This is a genomic window from Pseudomonas sp. NFX15 (genome assembly GCF_049132105.1).
In the GTDB taxonomy this organism is placed as follows: Bacteria; Pseudomonadota; Gammaproteobacteria; order Pseudomonadales; family Pseudomonadaceae; genus Aquipseudomonas.
In genome coordinates, this window is the sequence record NZ_JAFMPV010000006.1 from 198,402 (window position 1) to 215,936 (window position 17,535).

A 17,535-nucleotide genomic window follows, 5' to 3' on the forward strand; every position below is an offset into this window, starting at 1 on the left:
CCGACTTCGCCAGCAAGCCGGCTCCTGCAGAACAGCGTTACAACACCAAATGCGGCAACCACAGCGACAGTGCCGGAATGTAGGTCACGGCCAGCAACACCAGGAACAGCACGGCGTAGAACGGCATCAGCGCCTTGACGGTTGTTTCGATACTGACTTTACCCACGGCCGACCCCACAAACAGTACCGCACCCACTGGCGGTGTAATCAGACCAATCCCCAGGTTCACCAGCATGATCATGCCGAACTGCACCGGGTCCACGCCAATCCCCAGGATCACCGGCATCAGGATCGGCGTAAGGATCAGGATCAGTGGCGCCATGTCCATCACCGTGCCGAGCAACAGCAGCATGACGTTGATGCACATCAGGATCACGTAGCGGTTATCCGACAGGGTCAGGAACAGCGTGGTGATCTTCGCGGGGATCTGCATCAGGGTCATGACGTAGCCGAAGCTCGCGGCGAAGCCGATCAGGATCATCACGATCGAAATCGTCCGCACGGTACGGTGCATCAGCTTCGGCAGTTCACTCCACTTGTAGTCGCGGTAAATGAACATGGTCACGAAGAATGACCACAGCACCGCAATCGCCGCCGATTCGGTGGCGGTGAAAATACCCGACAGAATGCCGCCGAGGATGATCACCATCGCCATCAGCCCCCACAGCGCTTCGCCGCAGATTTTCAGCGCTTCGCGCATCGGGATGACTTCACCTTTGGGGTAGTCACGCTTTTTGGCGAAGATCAGGCACAGCACCATCAGGCACGCACTCATCAACAGGCCCGGTACCACGCCGGCCATGAACAGTGAGGCAATCGATACCGTGCCGCCGGCGGCCAGCGAGTAGAGCACCGAATTGTGGCTCGGTGGCGTCAGCAGCGCTTGCACCGAACCACTGACGGTTACCGCCGTGGCGAACTCGCGGGGATAGCCACGACGTTCCATTTCCGGAATCAGCACCGAACCGACCGAGGCTGTGTCTGCCACCGAGGAACCGGAAATCGCGCCAAAAAACGTCGAGGCCATGATATTGACCAGCGACAAGCCGCCACGCACAAACCCCACCAAGACCCCGGCGAACGCCACCAGGCGCCGGGACATGCCACCCTCGGCCATGATCGCGCCGGCCAGGACGAAAAATGGGATGGCCAGCAGGGAGAACTTGTTCACGCCTCCGGCGACCTGAATCATCAGCGCCTGGAACGGGATGTCGATCCACCACGCGCCGATCAGTGCGGCAAACCCCAATGCGTAGGCGACCGGCATGCCGATCAGGATCAACGCGATAAAACTGCCCAACAGGATAAATGCGTCCATTCAGGCAGCCCCTTCGTTTTCTTCAACGAGGTCGAAACGCACGACCCGGCGGTTGCTCTGGTCACCGAGCAAGAGTTTTTCCAGGACAAACACCAGCGTCAATACACCACCAACCGGTATCGGCAAGTAGGTGATGCCCACTCGCAATGTTGGCAGGGCGCTCATGAACTGGTTCCAGGTCGACAGGCACAGCTTGCTGCCCCAGATGGCCATGAACAGGCAGATGGTCGCCATCAGCAGTTGCGCGAGTATGGCCGAGGCCTTGCGCAGTTGCGGCGCCAGGCGGTCGGTGAGCATGGCCACTGCCATGTGCGAGCCCGACCGATAACTGGCGGCAGCGCCGATGAAGGTGAACACCATCATCAGCAGAATGGCGGTGGGCTCCGGCCAGCTGGAGCCGGTGCCGAGTACGTAGCGGGCAAAAACGCCCCAGGGAATGATTAACGCAATGGCCAGCACGCAGAGCCCTGCGACCCAGATACAGGTCATGTAGAGCTTGTCATTGATGCCTAGCAGCAGATTCTTCATCGGGTTCCACCGTAACCGGGCGCGCACTGACGTACACCAACGTCAGCGGCGCCGGGCCTTTCTTGAATGCGGGAGGGTTACTGAACGGCTTCGATGCGCTTGATCAGGTCGGCGTAGGGTGCGCCGTATTTTTCGCGGATCGAGGCGGTTGCTTCGTAGAAAGGTTTTTTGTCGACGGTGATGAACTCGACGCCGGCGGCCTTGAGCTTCTCCTCGCTGCTGGCCGATTTCGCGTCCCACAGGGTGCGTTCCTGGGCCTGGGCTGCCTTGGCGGCTTTCTTCACCAGGGTCTGCTGCTCGGGCGTAAGTTTTTCCCAGGTGGTTTTCGACATTACGATCGGCTCGGGCAGGATCAGGTGCCCGGTCAGGCTGTAGAACTTGGCGTTCTGGTAGTGGTTGTGTTCGAGCATGGTCGGCGGGTTGTTTTCGGCGCCGTCGATCACCCCGGTTTGCAGGGCGCTGAAAATTTCGCCGGTGTCCATCGCGATGCCGTTACCGCCCATGGCATTGATGGTTTCGATGAACATCGGGTTGCCTTGCACGCGAATTTTCATGCCCTTGAGGTCTGCCAGGCTGCGCACCGGTTTCTTGGTGTAGAGGTTGCGCGTGCCGCCATCCATCCAGGCCAGGGCCACCAGGTTGAATTCGGAGTGAGTGATCTTGTCGAGGATTTCGTCGCCGATTTCGCCGTCGATGATCTTGCGCATGTGAGCCTGGTCACGGAACACGAACGGCATGTTGAACACATTCACGTCCGGCACCACCGGGCCGACGATCCCGAGGCTGACGCGAGCCATCTGGATGGCGCCGACCTGGGCCTGTTCGACCACTTCCTTTTCCGAGCCGAGCACACCGCCGGCGAACATCTTGAAGGTCAGGGCTCCATTGCTGTCGGTGACCAGGGTTTTGCCCAGTTGTTCTTCCGCCACCACGGTCGGATAACCGGCGGGGTGGATATCGGCAAATTTGATTTCCAGTGCCTGGGCGGCGCTGCTGAGGGTAAAGGCGAGTGTTGCGGTGAGGGGAAGTGCAGCGGCGAGCAAGGTGCGTTTGAAGTCCATTGGGGGTGTCTCCAGTTTTGTTGTTTTTTTTATTCAAGGCACAGCGATGCAGCACAAGCGTTTTGTTGCGAGAAGGTTCAAGCGTTGAACAGGGGTTCCGGTAATCCCTTGACGCCGGGGTCGAGGGCGAACACGCCACCGGCCAGTGATTGCGGGTCATGGTCGTCGCCGGGGCGGATCGAGGTCACGAACAGCGTGTCCAGTCGAGCGCCACCGAAGGCGCACATGGTGGGTTTTTTCACCGGTACGGCGAGGGAACGGTCGAGTCGACCATCGGGGGTAAATCGGTGGATCAAACCGGCGTCGTTGGCGCAAATCCAGTAGCAGCCTTCGGCATCGACTGCCGCGCCGTCAGGGCGTCCGCAATACTGGTTCATGTCCACGAACACGCGGCGCCTGGAGGGTGTGCCGGTGTCGATGTCGTAGTCGAAGGCCCAGATCTGCTGGACCTGCGGGTGGGAGTCAGACAAATACATCGTGCGTCCGTCCGGGCTGAAACCCAGGCCGTTGGGCACCAGAAAGCCGTTCAGCCGGGCGTCGAGCGGGCCACGTTGCCCGGCGCTGTAGCGATACAACGTGCCGTTGGCGGCATTGGCGCCCATGTTCAACACCATGCTGCCGGCCCAGAAGCGGCCCTGACGATCGCAACGCCCATCGTTCAAACGCATGTCGTCGCGAGTATGGTCGACGTGGGCCAGCAACTCGCTGTCGAGGCTGCCATCGTCGCGTGGATGCAAGCGGAAGAACCCGCTTTCCATGCCGGCGACCCAGCCGCCGTCGCGGTGACGTGCGATGCAGGCGAGCATCTCCGGGGTTTTCCAGGACTCAACCTGTCCGCCATCGGCGCTCCAGCGTTGCAAGTCGCCCGCGGGAATATCGACCCAGTACAGGGCGTTTTCCTCGGGCACCCAGACCGGGCTTTCACCGACCGCGTTGCGGGCATCGACAATCAATTCGGCTTGCATGGCAACTCATTCCCTTGGTTTTTGTTGTGGGGACCCTGCGGGCGCGAAGGCTTAGTCGCCGAATGGCCCGGCTGCGCAAAAGGCGCCGCCCTGATAGACCCGCGTCGGGTCATTGGCAGCCGGCAGCGGCAGGGCTTCGACCTGTTCGCGGAACACTTCGGAGCTGTCGTTCGGGGCATAACCCAGGGCCGTGGCAAAGCGGTTGTCCCACCAGATGTCCTTGTTGTCGGACATGCCGTAGACCACGGTGTGGCCGACATTTGGCGTGTACAGCGCGCGTTCGAGCAATTGGGTGAGGTCGCCAAAGCTCAGCCAGGTGCTCATCATCCGGCGGTTTTGCGGCACAGGGAACGAAGAGCCGATGCGCACGCTGACGGTCTCGATGCCATAGCGGTCGAAATAGAATGTGGCCATGTCTTCGCCGTAGGATTTGGACAAACCGTAGTAGCTGTCCGGGCGGCGAGGGGAGTGGGCGTCGATGACTTCGTCTTGCTTGTAGAAGCCGATCACATGGTTGGAGCTGGCGAAGATCACCCGCTTCACGCCGTGGCGGCGCGCCGCTTCGTAGATGTGGAACACGCCGCAGATGTTGGCACCGAGGATCTCTTCAAACGAGCGCTCGGTGGACACGCCGCCAAAGTGCAGGATTGCGTCCACGCCTTCGACCAGTTGATGCACCGCTTGTTTGTCGGCCAGGTCGCAGGGTACGACTTCTTCACGGTCATCCATCGCCGGGGCGATGTCGGCGATGTCCGACAGGCGAATCACGTTGGCGTAGGGTCGCAGGCTTTCGCGCAGGATTTTCCCCAGGCCACCGGCGGCGCCGGTCAGCAGCAGGCGATTGAAAGGCGTTTGGGTGGTTGTAGTGGTCGTCATGGGAATCCTGGACACGCAGTTGTTGTTATTGAATCGTTGTAGGTTGTCGTACGACTTTGCCGAAGTATCGTTAGGGTGTCCGTTGCTTGTCAACGCACGCTGGGCCGAAAGGGACGGAGGGTCATTGCAACACGCATCGTATCCTGTAGGAGCTGGCATGCCAGCGAAGGCGGTAGCTCATTCGATACCTGCGGCGGCTGACCCGACGCTGTCGCTGGCAAGCCCGCTCCTACAAGGGCTTTGTGTTTACAGCAGGCTGATCGGGTAGCTGATGAAGACCCGGTTTTCATCGAACTCGTTGGTGCTGAAGTTCTTGCGGATGCTCGCGTTGCGCCACTTCACGTTGAGGTTTTTCAGCGGACCGCTCTGCACCGTGTAGGCCAGTTCCGATTCGCGGCCCCATTCCTTGCCGTCGGTGATGGCGCCGGTGTGCACGTTGTCACCGCTGATGTAGCGGTTCATCAGGGTCAGGCCGGGAATACCGAGGGCGACGAAGTTATAGTCGTGACGAACCTGCCAGGATTTTTCCCGGGCGTTGTCGTAGCTGGAGTTGTAGCTGTCGTTGGCCAGGGTGCCGCCGCTGGTGCCGTTGACCCGCATCCACAGATCATCGCCGGTCAGTTTTTGCAGGCCGACATAGAACGTGCTGCCGCCGTACTTGGCCGAAAGCAGGGCGAAGGCGGTTTTGTTGTCGAGATCGCCGGCCAGGGCGCTGCCGTTTTCCTTGCCGATGAAGTAGCCGAGGTTGGCGCCCAGGGTCCAGTCGCCGACAGGCTGGGTGTGGATCACGTTGTAGAACTGCTGCTGATAGATGTCGCTGAGTTCCGAGTACCAGACGCCCACTTGCGTGCGTTTTTCGTTGAACAGGTACTCGCCGCCACCGAAGTTGAAACGGTCCGAGGTGAACGCCGTTTTGCCGTTCATGAACATGTCGCCCATGCTCGAATCGTTGCGCGGGCTGTTGGCGCGGAACTGGCCGCCGTAGAGCGTCAAGCCGTCGATTTCTTTCGACGTGACCTGGCCGCCACGGAAGGTTTGCGGCAGGGAACGGCCGTCGTCCGAACGCAGGATCGGCAACACCGGCATCCACTCGCCGACCTTGACTTCGGTCTGCGACAGCCGGGTCTTGAACGCCACGTTGGTGTGGCCAAAGGTGTCGGCCGGGCGGCCATCATGGTCCAGCGGCAGCAGCTGGGTGCCACCGGTGCCTTTGCCGCCATCGAGCTTGACCGAGTACAGGCCCAGCACATCCAGGCCGAACCCGACGGTACCCTGGGTGAAGCCGGACTTGGCATCGAGAATGAAGTTTTGCGTCCACTCTTCAGCCTTGCCTTGTGGGTAGGCCGGGTTGGTGAAGTTGCGGTTGAAGTAGGCGTTGCGCAGATTCAGCGTGGCCTTGGCGTCATCGGCGAAACCTTCGGCCTGGCTGGTCAGCGGCAGGGCGAGGACAAGACCGCTGCAGCCGATCAGGCTCAGGGTATGACGACGGGAAAAGCGTGGTTGCGAAGAACGGACGGACGAATTGCGGACGAGCTTGCTCACATTGACGCTCCATTGTTTCTTGTTTTTATGATTGTCATACGTCGTCGTACAACATTTGAAGCGATATTTGCGGGATTTTAAAGGGATGTCAACCGGAAGTTGTACGACGACATGCAGCGGCAGGCCGGCTACCAAAGAACCTGTAGGCGCTGGCTTGCCAGCGAAGGCGTCCTTTCAGGCACATCACTAGTGGCGGGTAGAGCGCTTTCGCTGGCAAGCCAGCGCCTACAAGGGGGGTGTGGGTTCAGGCGGAAATCATCGGGGGCAGGGTGCCCAGCAGCGAGACTGCAGCGACGGCGCCGATGCCCAGCATCCACTCCAGCATCACGCTGGTGCGCAGGGCTGGCAGACGCTGTTCGCAGTCATCGATGCGCAGTCGGTTGAAGAACGCCAGGCCCAGCATCGTCACCACCAATGCAGCCTTGATCAGCAAAATCAAGGCGAACCCGGTGAACAACGGCGTCGGCCAGAACGCCCCGGTCAGCACCCGCACATTGATCAGCCCGGTGATCAGCAGGCCCGCGACCAGGCCGTAACCGACACCGCTGAAGCGCTGCAACATCACGCGAATCGAATGCTCCGCAGGCGCCCGCAAAATCATCACCAGTAGCATCAAGCCGCCGAGCCAGGCACCCACGCAGATCAAGTGGACGAGTTGATTGAGGATCAGCAATTGCCCGGCGATGCCATCGAGCATCGCGCCATGGCCGATCGGAGCCAGCGTAGCCAGCAGCAGCCCGCCAAGGACCAGACGCAGTACAAGGCTGGCCCGCAGTGGCGTCAGCAATAGCGCCACCAGTATCAGGTTAAACAGCAAGTGCCAGCGCCAGACCTGGCCGAAAAAAGTATTGCCCAGCACCAATTGCAGGGTGGCTGGATCGAACGCGGCGTCCCAGGTTCCGGCCATGCTGGCGGTGATCAGCACTAACCAGCAGACCCCGCTGGCCAACGCCACCACCGCCAGCCAGCGCGAGAGGCGTGCCAGCCGCGGATCCAGTGCGCTTTCGCCACGCAGCAGCAAGGGCCTGAACACCCAGGCCCCGAACAGCATCAACACCACGATGAAATGCAGGAAGCGGCACAGCACCAACGCGCTCGCCATGGATTACTGGGCCACCTTGAAGGCGTAGGCACCTTCGCTTTTGTGGGTGTCGACCGACACGGCGTGCCATTCGACTTTGTAGGCGCCGGCAGTCAACGGCGCGTCCGGTGTGACGATCAGGGTCTTCTTGTCGCTGCCTTCGGTGGTCAGCGCTTTGACTGCCACGGGGGCGCCATCGCGGGTCAGGGTGACTTTGGTGAAGCTGGCTTCGACCCCTTCGGAGAACACCAGGCGCAGTTGCGCGGGTGCCGCCACGGTGCTGTCGGCGGCTGGCGTCTGGCTTTTCAGGTGGGCATGGGCGAACACCGAAGAAGCGGCGAGCAGCGAGCCGAGCAGGGCCGCGACGGTCAGGGTTTTCTTGAGCAGCATCGTGAGTACCTCAGGCAGTTTCCAAGTGCACAGAGTTTAGCTTTACGACAGCGCCTGTACGAAGTTTCGATTTAGCCTGTCACCGCAGTCAGAGCGGATGCTAGTCTTGCTCAACGTTGTTGTCGGGGACCCGCATGGGCAATCACAAGATCGAGATTCGTCGCACTAACGTCGAAAAAATCCTCCTGGGGGCGGAAAAGGTCTTCGCTGAAAAGGGCTTCGGCAGCACGGCCATGGCCGACATCGCCGCCGAGGTGCAACTGCCGCGCTCCAACCTGCATTACTACTTCAGCACCAAGACCGAACTGTACAGCGCGGTATTGTTCGACCTGCTGGAAGTCTGGAAGCAGGACGCGCTGTGCTTCGAGATGTTCGATGATCCCCGCGTGGTGCTCAGCAGCTACATCCGCGCCAAGATGAACCATTCCCGCAGCCGGCCTTACGGGTCGAAAGTCTGGGCCAATGAAATCATCCACGGCGCCCCGACGCTGGGCGAAGCACTGGACGCGAGCCTTTACGATTGGGCCAAGATGAAGGAAGCGAAAATCCGCCAGTGGGTGGACGACAAACGCATCCTGCCGGTGGAGCCGTCGAGCCTGCTGTACATGATCTGGGCCTCGACCCAGCACTATGCCGACTTCGATCACCAGGTGAACATTCTCAACGACCACCAGCCGCTGTCGGACATGCAGTTCGAGAAGGCCGTGCAGACGGTGACCCGTGTGATTTTGCGGGGGATCGGGTTGGAGCCTTGAGATTTATGTTGTCGCGCAGGGCCCTATCGCGAGCAGGCTCACTCCTACAGTTGAAACGCGTTTCACTGTAGGAGCGGGCTTGCCCGCGAAGGCGCCAGTTCAGGCGCCGCTGACCTCAAGCACTGACGTGATACGGATTCCTCGGATCATGATTCCAGTCCAGAAACGGCTTGCCCGTTTCCACCGGCACCATCTCGATACAGTCCTGCACCGGACAGGTGATCTGGCACAGATTGCAGCCCACGCACTCGTCATCGATCACCTGGTACTTGTGCGTGCCATCCGCCTGCTTGAGGCTGGCCACCGCCTGGTGCGAGGTGTCTTCACAGGCAATGTGGCAACGCCCGCAACCGATACATGCCTGCTGATCAATCTTCGCGATCACCTGATAATTGATGTCCAGGTACTTCCAGTCCGTGGTATTGGCCACCGCCCGCCCGGAAAACTCGGCAATGCTGGCGTAGCCTTGACTGTCCATCCAGCGTGACAAGCCGTCCTTCATCTCCTCGACAATCCGGAAACCATGCAGCATGGCTGCCGTGCACACCTGCACCGAGCCACACCCCAACGCGATGAACTCCGCCGCATCGCGCCAGTTGCCGATGCCGCCAATGCCGCTGATCGGCAGATCACGAGTTTGTGGGTCGCGGGCGATTTCGGCGACCATGTTCAGCGCAATTGGCTTGACCGCCGAGCCGCAGTAGCCGCCGTGGGTGCTTTGGCTGCCGACCATAGGATTGGCGACCATGCGTTCGAGGTTGACGCTGGTGATCGAGTTGATGGTGTTGATCAGCGACACCGCATCGGCACCGCCACGGTGGGCGGCGCGAGCGGCGACGCGGATGTCGGTGATATTCGGCGTGAGCTTGACGATCACCGGCAGCGAGCAATAGGTCTTGCACCAGCGGGTGACCTGTTCGACGTATTCCGGTACCTGGCCGACCGCCGCACCCATGCCACGTTCCGGCATGCCGTGGGGGCAACCGAAGTTCAGTTCGATGCCGTCGGCGCCGGTGGCTTCCACCAGCGGCAGGATGTGTTTCCAGGATTCTTCGACGCAGGGCACCATCAACGACACGATCAGCGCACGGTCCGGCCAGTCCTTCTTGACCTGGGTGATTTCCTGCAGGTTGATCGCAAGCGAGCGGTCGGTGATCAGCTCGATGTTGTTAAAGCCCAGCACCTCGCGGTTGGCCCCGAAGTGCGCCGAGTAGCGCGACGACACGTTCACTGCCGCCGGATCTTCGCCCAGGGTTTTCCAGACCACGCCGCCCCAGCCGGCCTCGAAGGCGCGGACCACGTTGTAGGCTTTGTCGGTGGGTGGCGCGGAGGCCAGCCAGAATGGGTTGGGTGCCTTGATGCCAGCGAAGACAATCGACAGATCGGCCATTTACGCAGCCTCCACGTTGAGCATCAGTTGAGCGTTGATCGCTTCGGCGGCGCGCTTGCCATGCTGCACGGCTTGCACGGTGAGGTCTTGATCGAGGCTGGTGCAGTCGCCACCGGCATACACGCCGGGAATGCTGGTGCGCAGGTTGTCATCGACCTCGATGCGATCGCCCTGGCGCTTGAGTTCGCGGGCCAGTGGATCGACGAGGGCGTTGCTGTCGAAAGCCTGGCCGATGGCTTTGAAGATCGCGTCGGCGGCCAGTTCAAAGGTTTCACCGGTGGTTTGCAGGCGACCTTCGACCAGATGGGTACGGGCGAACCGCATGCCGCGCACCTGGCCCTGGTCATCGAGGAGGACTGCTTCGGGTTGCGCCCAGGTCATCAGCCGCACCTGATTGGCCTTGGCAATCTCTTGTTCGTGATGGGTCGCTCCCATGTCCTCCCGGCCTCGACGGTATACGAGGTTCACATCGTGAGCGCCGAGGCGAGCCATTTGCACGGCCATGTCGATGGCGGTGTTGCCGGCGCCAAGGACGATGCAATGGTCGGCCAAGGGCAGTTGGCTCAGGTCATCGGCCTGGCGCAGCTCGCGAATGTAGTCGGTGGCGGCGAGCAGGCCGGGCGCGTCCTCGTGGGCCAGCCCCAATTGTTTGCTGGCGTTGAGGCCGAGGCCGAGGAACACCGCATCGAACTGTTGTTGCAGTTCGCTGAGGGTCAGATTGTCGCCGAGCTTCTGGCCGTGGCGGATTTCAATGCCGCCGATGTCCAGCAGGAAGTCGAGTTCCCGTTGCGCGTAATCGTCCACCAGTTTGTATTTGGCGATCCCGTACTCGTTGAGGCCGCCAGCCTTTTCCCGTGCCTCGAAAATCACCACGTCATGCCCGTGCATGGCACTGCGATGGGCACAGGACAACCCCGCCGGGCCGGCGCCGACCACGGCAATGCGCTTGCCGGTGGTGGCAGCGCGCTGGAACGGGTGAGTGCTGAAATGCGCGTTGTCCACGGCGTAGCGTTGCAACAGGCCGATCATCACCGGTGCGCACTCGTGGGCGTTGTTGCGCACGCAGGCTTGCTGGCAGAGGATTTCCGTCGGGCAGACCCGTGCGCAACTGCCGCCGAGGATGTTGGCCGAGAGGATTTTCTGTGCGGCGCCTTGCACGTTGTCTTGCTGGATGTTGCGGATGAACGAGGGAATGTCGATCTCGCTCGGGCAGGCATTGACGCAGGGCGCGTCATAGCAATACAGGCAACGCGAGGCTTCCAGGTGCGCCTGGCGCTCGTTGAGTGGCGGCGCCAGGTCGGTGAAATGGCCGGCGAGAGCGGCCGCATTCTCGTAGGGATGGGGAAGGTGAGTCAGGGACTTGATCACGGTGTTGGCCTCACGGTTATTTGAGGTGCTGCCTCTGAATGGGCATTGTTTTTTTGTGTTGTCTGTACCGGCCCCTTCGCTGGCAAACCAGCTCCTACAGATTGGAATGCGTTCCCTTGTAGGCGCTGGCTTGCCAGCGAAAGGCCGAAGGCCGCTATCAGCGCTTAACTGCAACCGGCTGATTCAACTCCGCCCGCTTGCTCAGCAAATCAAAAACCGCCGGGTACGCCGGCCGTTCGATATACCGCCCGGCCCCGCGCTCGGCCCGCAGGTCGCCGTCGGCCCAGACCACGCGGCCCTGGCTGATGGTATGGCTGGGCACGCCGCGCACGGTCTTGCCTTCGAAGATGTTGAAGTCCACCTGCTGGTGGTGGGTCTTGGCGGAAATGGTCCGTGTACCTTGCGGGTCCCACAGCACCAGGTCGGCGTCGGCACCGACGCGGATTGCGCCTTTGCGTGGGTAGAGGTTGAAGATCTTCGCCGTGTTGGTGGAGGTCAGCGCAACAAATTGCTGCATCGAAAAACGCCCGCTGTTCACGCCTTCATGCCACAACACCGCCATGCGGTCCTCGATGCCGGCGGTGCCGTTGGGGATCTTGCTGAAGTCGTCGCGGCCCGCGGCTTTTTGCTCGGCGCAAAAGCAGCAGTGGTCGGTGGCGGTGGTGTGCAGGTTGCCCGATTGCAGGCCATGCCAGAGTGCTTCCTGATGGCCGCGAGGGCGGAACGGTGGGCTCATCACGTAACCGGCGGCGTTTTGCCAGTCCGGATCGCGGTAGACACTGTCGTCCAGCAGCAGGTGCCCGGCCAACACTTCGCCGTACACCGGTTGGCCTTTGCCACGGGCGTAGGTGATTTCGTCCAGTGCTTCCTTGGTCGAGACATGCACCAGGTACAACGGCGTGCCCAAGGTTTCGGCGATGCGGATCGCCCGACTCGCCGCTTCGCCTTCAACCTGAGAAGGCCGCGACAGTGGATGCGCTTCCGGCCCGGTAATGCCCTGGGCCATCAGCTTGCGTTGCAGGTGATACACCAGCTCACCGTTTTCCGCGTGCACGGTCGGCACCGCGCCCAATTCCAGGCAACGTTCGAAACTCGCGACCAGGGTGTCGTCGGCGGCCATGATCGCGTTCTTGTAGGCCATGAAATGCTTGAAGCTGTTGATCCCATGCTGGCTGACCAGCTCGGCCATTTCCTCGCGGACCTGATCGCTCCACCAGGTGATGGCGACGTGGAAGCCGTAGTCCGACGCCGACTTCTCGGCCCAGCCACGCCACTGGTGGAAGGCTTCGAGCAAGGATTGCTGCGGGTTCGGAATCACGAAATCGATGATCGACGTGGTGCCACCAGCCAGGCCCGCCGCCGTGCCACTGTAGAAGTCCTCGCTGGCCACGGTGCCCATGAACGGCAATTGCATATGGGTGTGCGGGTCGATGCCGCCGGGCATCAGGTATTGGCCGCTGCCGTCGAGCACTTCGGCGCCGGCAGGAACATCGAGATTGTCGCCGATGGATTTGATCACGCCGTCTGCGCAATACACATCGGCGCGATAACTTTCATCATGGGTAACAACGGTGGCGCCACGGATCAACAGAGACATTCCGAGTTCCTCGCAGGCAATGACCGGTTTATGCCGGTTCTAGATGTTTTAGATAAAAACAGCCGGCATAGAATAATTCCTGTCAGCGCTGTCAGGATTAAACGCTAGCCGTAGATATCGGAATCGGCAAGATTATTTTTTATAAGCTTATGTAGTAATCAACCTATTGATAAATAACGATTAAATGTTTAATTCACCAAAATGGTGAGGCCCCTCACCATTTTGACGCACTTGACAGGATCCAAATATGGTCAAGATTTCTTATGTGAAATCAGCTGTTTGTGCAGGACCTATGCGGTCTGCGCAACGTTGGGAAAAAGATTAGCGCACCAGATTGAGTCCTGACTGATCGGACAACTTGGATGACATTCGGCCTGAGTGTTAAATCAAGTCACCGAGGACAACCTGTTTGATGAATTAAACCTGATGAACATCAGTTGCTTATCAAGAGTTTGTGGAACTGCCCGATGCGCAAGCGGGGCACTCGGCACGTTTATTGAAGCCGCCAGCCCCTGATGCGTAAAAATAATCAAAAGAACAGTGGAGCGGCCATGCAACAGATCAGATCGCAAGTGACCGAACGCGACGGCTTGTTTGAGCTGGAAGCCGGCACCGATGTCCTCGACAGTCCCCGTTACAACCACGACATTGCACCGACCAAGGTGCACGAACGCACCTGGAACAAATGGCACATCACCGCGCTGTGGGTCGGCATGTCGATCTGTGTGCCGACCTACACCCTCGGCGGCGTGCTGACCGCGTATTTCGGCCTGAGCGTCGGTGAGGCGCTGCTGGCCATTCTGTTTGCCAACATCATTGTGCTGATCCCCCTGACCCTCAACGCCTTTGCGGGCACCAAGTACGGCATTCCGTTTCCGGTGTTGCTGCGCTCGTCCTTCGGCGTGCTCGGCTCCAACATTCCGTGCCTGATCCGCGCCCTGGTGGCATGTGGCTGGTTCGGCATCCAGACCCTGTTCGGCGGGTTGGCGATCCATCTGTTTCTCGGCTCGGTGTTCGAGGGCTGGAAATCCCTGGGCGGTACCGGTGAGGTCATTGGCTTCATGGTGTTCTGGGCACTGAACCTGTGGGTGGTGATACGTGGCGCCGAGTCGATCAAATGGCTGGAAACCCTGTCGGCCCCGCTGCTGGTGGCGGTGGGCGCAGGCTTGCTGGTGTGGGCCATGCCGAACGTGTCGATGACTGAATTGATGGCGATCCCGGCCAAGCGTCCCGAAGGGGCGAGCGTGGTGAGTTACTTCGCTGCCGGGCTGACGGCGATGGTGGGCTTCTGGGCCACCTTGTCGCTGAACATCCCGGACTTCAGCCGCTACGCGAAAAGCCAGAAGGACCAGATCGTCGGGCAGATCATCGGCTTGCCGCTGACCATGTTCCTGTTCGCCTCTCTTGGCGTGGTGATGACCGCCGCGTCGGTGAAACTGGTGGGGGTGACGGTGTCCGATCCGGTGACGCTGATCGGCCATATCCAGAGCCCGGTCTGGGTCGCGATTGCCATGGCGCTGATCATCATCGCCACGCTGTCGACCAACACTGCGGCCAACATTGTGTCGCCGACCAATGACTTCCAGAACATCGCGCCCAAGGTCATCAACCGGACCAAGGCCGTGATCCTGACCGGCCTGGTGGGGCTGGGCCTGATGGGGCATGAATTGCTGAAAAAACTCGGCTGGATCGTGTCGGACGTCAGCCTGGAGTCGGTCTATTCCAACTGGCTGCTGGGTTATTCGAGCTTGTTGGGGCCGATTGCCGGGATCATGGTGGTGGACTATTTCCTGATCAAGAAACAGCAACTGGACCTCGCCGGTTTGTACCGCGATGACGTGTACCCGGCGTGGAACGGGTGCGGTTTCCTGGCGTTCGGCGTGCCGGTGGTGCTGACCCTGCTGTCCCTGGGCAGCGATGCCTTCAGCTGGTTCTACAGCTACGGCTGGTTCACCGGCTCGGCGCTGGGTGGGTTGATTTATTACGGGTTGAGCGTGATGCGGCCCAGCCCGTCTGTAGCGAAATCGGCGGTGTAGCGACTGGCCTCTTCGCTGGCTTGCCAGCGAAGACGGCCTCACTAACACCCGAGAACTGCCTGAATAAACACATAAGAACAGCTTGAGGAGATCACCATGAACGCGGCCGTCGACGTTCTGCAATCCAGCCATCAGCACATCAACCGCGATCGCCTCTGGCAATCGCTCATGGAGCTGGCCAGGCTTGGCGCCACGGTCAAGGGAGGCGTGTGTCGCTTGGCCCTGACCGACCTCGACCGCCAGGCCCGGGACATTTTCGTCAACTGGTGCAAGGAGGCCGGCTGCAGTGTCAGCATCGACGCCGTTGGCAACATCTTCGCCCGTCGCCCCGGGCGCAACCCCGACCTGCCTCCGGTGATGACCGGCAGCCACATCGACACCCAGCCCACGGGTGGCAAGTTCGATGGTTGCTTCGGCGTGTTGGCCGGTGTGGAAGTGCTGCGCACCCTCAATGACCTGAACATCGAGACCGAAGCACCGCTGGAAGTGGTGGTCTGGACCAACGAAGAAGGCTCGCGCTTCGCTCCGTGCATGATGGGTTCCGGCGTGTTTGCCGAAAAATTCACCCTCGAGGAAACCCTGGCCAAGGTTGATGCCGAAGGCGTGACCGTCGGCGAGGCCCTGAATGCCATTGGCTATGCCGGCCCGCGCAAGGTCAGCGGCCACAAGGTCGGCGCCTATTTCGAAGCGCATATCGAACAGGGGCCGATCCTTGAGGACGAGCGCAAGACCATTGGCGTAGTCATGGGCGCCCTCGGGCAGAAATGGTTCGACCTCAAGCTGCGTGGTGTCGAAGCACACGCTGGCCCGACGCCGATGCACCTGCGCAAGGACGCGCTGGTCGGCGCGGCGGTGATCGTCGGTGCGGTCAATCGCGCCGCCCTCGGCCATCAGCCCCATGCCTGCGGCACCGTCGGTTGCCTGCAAGCCTATCCCGGCTCGCGCAACGTCATTCCCGGTGAAGTGCGCATGACCCTGGACTTCCGGCACCTGGAGCCGGCACGCCTGGACTCGATGATCGCCGAAGTGCGCGAGGTGATTGAAACCACCTGCGACGAACACGGCCTGACCTTCGAACTGACCCCGACGGCCGACTTCCCGCCACTGTATTTCGACAAGGGCTGTGTCGAAGCCGTGCGCGGTGCAGCGCATGGCCTGGGCCTGTCGCACATGGACATCGTCAGCGGCGCCGGGCATGACGCGATTTTCCTCGCCGAACTCGGCCCGGCCGGGATGATCTTCGTGCCGTGCGAAGGCGGCATTAGTCACAACGAAATCGAAAACGCCGCGCCGGATGACCTGGCGGCCGGGTGTGCGGTGTTGTTACGCGCGATGCTCGCTGCATCGGCGGCGGTGGCCAGTACGCACCGCGCGGGCTGATGACAAATTCCTGTAGGAGCCGGCTTGCCGGCGAAGGCGCCCCTGAGATCACCGCTCAACTTACGGGCCTCTTCGCTGGCAAGCCGGCTCCTACAGTTCGGCCATCACCGCGAGTTTTTCGCAGACCAGCAAATTCGCCGGGTGAATCGGTTTGACCCGATGCCGGAGCATTCCGCCCAGGCGCTGATTCATCACCGCGGTCATTTCCGCGAGTATCGACAGCGCGACGCTTTCCGGTGCATCGCCGCCAAGATCCAGACCTATCGGGTAATGCAGAGCCGATGATCCCGGACCAATCTCGGCTAGCAGGCGCTCCGTGCGTTCCTTGGGACCGAGCTGGCCGAGGTAGGCGGGTGCGGCGTGCAGCAACTGCCCGAGCCAATGCCGGTCCTGGCGATAGCTATGGGTCATCACGCTCACGGCGGCGCCATCGACGAGAGGGTGCAGTTCGAACGGGTTGTCGAGGCTGGCGAAGATCACCGCGTCGGCCAGGGGAAAACGTTCCGGCCTGGCGAAGTGGCTGCGGCTGTCGATGACCGTGACATGCCAGTTCAGCAACTTGGCCATGCGCACCAGCGGTTGCGCGTCGTGGCCGGCGCCGAAAATCACCAGGCGCGGCGGCGGGGCAACGTATTCGAAGAACACTTCGACTTCACCGCGAGCGTCGGTGTAGAGGCGTATCGATGACTTTTTCTCGCTCAGGGTCTTGCGCAGGTCGGCGCGCATCGCCGTGCTCAGTGGTGCATGACGCAAGGTGCCATCGCTGTCGGACAGCAACCGGTCGCCGACCCGCGCCGAGGCATTGCGGGACGTGGCAATCACCGTGGCCATGGCGGCCGGTCGTTGTGTCTCGCGCACCCGACGCAGCAGTTCGATGACGGGCGACGAGGATTTTGCCCGCACGCGTTCGAGCAGGACGAACACCGTGCCGTTGCAACCGAGGCCGAAGGTCAATGCGCTTTGTTCGTCGTCTTCATCGTCGGTGGCGCCCGTGCTGTAGCGGCGCACCACCGGTTCGCCGGCGTCGGTGAGCCACCAGGCTTTTTTCGCCAGGTCCTGCTCCAGGCAACCGCCGCTGACAGTACCGACGGTGCGGCCGTGCAAGGGGATGAGCATCCGCGCACCGGGGCGCCGGTAGGCCGAGCCCTCGACCTTGACCACGGTGGCGAGGATGGTTTCTTCACCGTCGCGGGCGGCGGTGTCGATGGCGTGCAAAAGATCGTTGAGGCCGGACATGGCATCTCACCT

General features: G+C 61.1%; 15 protein-coding genes. 3 read left to right on the forward strand and 12 right to left on the reverse strand.

The window, feature by feature from the left end:
• Window positions 1-37 precede the first annotated feature (37 nt).
• The 8 genes from J1D76_RS09390 to copC all read right to left on the reverse strand — a co-directional run bounded on the left by J1D76_RS09390 (window position 38) and on the right by copC (window position 7,761).
• Window positions 38-1,318: a TRAP transporter large permease gene (locus J1D76_RS09390; RefSeq protein WP_421138030.1), complete on the reverse strand. Its 1,281-nt coding sequence runs from the start codon at window positions 1,316-1,318 to the stop codon at window positions 38-40.
• A complete protein-coding gene (locus J1D76_RS09395; protein WP_421138031.1) occupies window positions 1,319-1,846 on the reverse strand; it encodes a TRAP transporter small permease in 528 nt (175 codons plus the stop codon).
• Window positions 1,847-1,923: 77 nt separating this feature from the next.
• Window positions 1,924-2,907, reverse strand: coding sequence for a TRAP transporter substrate-binding protein (locus tag J1D76_RS09400; RefSeq protein WP_421138032.1), 984 nt, complete (start codon window positions 2,905-2,907; stop codon window positions 1,924-1,926).
• 77 nt (window positions 2,908-2,984) lie between these two features.
• The gene (locus J1D76_RS09405; protein WP_421138033.1) at window positions 2,985-3,872 is read right to left on the reverse strand and encodes an SMP-30/gluconolactonase/LRE family protein; all 888 of its coding nucleotides are present in this window, start codon (window positions 3,870-3,872) and stop codon (window positions 2,985-2,987) included.
• A 51-nt stretch (window positions 3,873-3,923) separates the two neighbouring features.
• The gene (locus J1D76_RS09410) at window positions 3,924-4,748 is read right to left on the reverse strand and encodes an NAD-dependent epimerase/dehydratase family protein (protein WP_421138034.1); all 825 of its coding nucleotides are present in this window, start codon (window positions 4,746-4,748) and stop codon (window positions 3,924-3,926) included.
• A 246-nt stretch (window positions 4,749-4,994) separates the two neighbouring features.
• A complete protein-coding gene (locus J1D76_RS09415) occupies window positions 4,995-6,290 on the reverse strand; it encodes an OprD family porin (protein ID WP_421138035.1) in 1,296 nt (431 codons plus the stop codon).
• 244 nt (window positions 6,291-6,534) lie between these two features.
• Window positions 6,535-7,392, reverse strand: a complete 858-nt coding sequence (copD, locus tag J1D76_RS09420; protein ID WP_421138036.1) for a copper homeostasis membrane protein CopD — start codon at window positions 7,390-7,392, stop codon at window positions 6,535-6,537.
• A 3-nt stretch (window positions 7,393-7,395) separates the two neighbouring features.
• Window positions 7,396-7,761 (reverse strand): copper homeostasis periplasmic binding protein CopC, encoded by a 366-nt coding sequence (copC, locus tag J1D76_RS09425; RefSeq protein ID WP_421138037.1) that lies wholly within the window; start codon window positions 7,759-7,761, stop codon window positions 7,396-7,398.
• A 134-nt stretch (window positions 7,762-7,895) separates the two neighbouring features.
• Between copC and J1D76_RS09430 the strand changes: the two genes are divergently transcribed.
• Window positions 7,896-8,516 carry a TetR/AcrR family transcriptional regulator gene (locus tag J1D76_RS09430; RefSeq protein ID WP_421138038.1) on the forward strand — a complete coding sequence of 207 codons (621 nt, stop codon included), beginning with the start codon at window positions 7,896-7,898 and terminating at the stop codon, window positions 8,514-8,516.
• A 115-nt stretch (window positions 8,517-8,631) separates the two neighbouring features.
• On the opposite strand, the gene preA is transcribed toward J1D76_RS09430, so the two are convergent.
• From preA to hydA, 3 genes are all read right to left on the reverse strand, one after another.
• Window positions 8,632-9,906 (reverse strand): NAD-dependent dihydropyrimidine dehydrogenase subunit PreA, encoded by a 1,275-nt coding sequence (preA, locus tag J1D76_RS09435; RefSeq protein WP_421138039.1) that lies wholly within the window; start codon window positions 9,904-9,906, stop codon window positions 8,632-8,634.
• Complete coding sequence (locus tag J1D76_RS09440; RefSeq protein ID WP_421138040.1) at window positions 9,907-11,274, reverse strand: NAD(P)-dependent oxidoreductase; 1,368 nt, start codon at window positions 11,272-11,274, stop codon at window positions 9,907-9,909.
• A 157-nt stretch (window positions 11,275-11,431) separates the two neighbouring features.
• Entirely contained in the window at window positions 11,432-12,871 is a 1,440-nt protein-coding gene (hydA, locus tag J1D76_RS09445) for a dihydropyrimidinase (protein ID WP_421138041.1), read from the reverse strand.
• A 551-nt stretch (window positions 12,872-13,422) separates the two neighbouring features.
• On the opposite strand from hydA, the gene J1D76_RS09450 reads away from it, so the two are divergent.
• Complete coding sequence (locus J1D76_RS09450; RefSeq protein ID WP_421138042.1) at window positions 13,423-14,907, forward strand: NCS1 family nucleobase:cation symporter-1; 1,485 nt, start codon at window positions 13,423-13,425, stop codon at window positions 14,905-14,907.
• Window positions 14,908-15,003: 96 nt separating this feature from the next.
• Window positions 15,004-16,287 carry a Zn-dependent hydrolase gene (locus J1D76_RS09455; RefSeq protein ID WP_421138043.1) on the forward strand — a complete coding sequence of 428 codons (1,284 nt, stop codon included), beginning with the start codon at window positions 15,004-15,006 and terminating at the stop codon, window positions 16,285-16,287.
• Window positions 16,288-16,377: 90 nt separating this feature from the next.
• Here J1D76_RS09455 and J1D76_RS09460 read toward each other — a convergent pair whose 3' ends face one another.
• Window positions 16,378-17,523, reverse strand: coding sequence for an XdhC family protein (locus J1D76_RS09460; RefSeq protein ID WP_421138044.1), 1,146 nt, complete (start codon window positions 17,521-17,523; stop codon window positions 16,378-16,380).
• Between the last annotated feature and the right edge of the window lie 12 nt (window positions 17,524-17,535).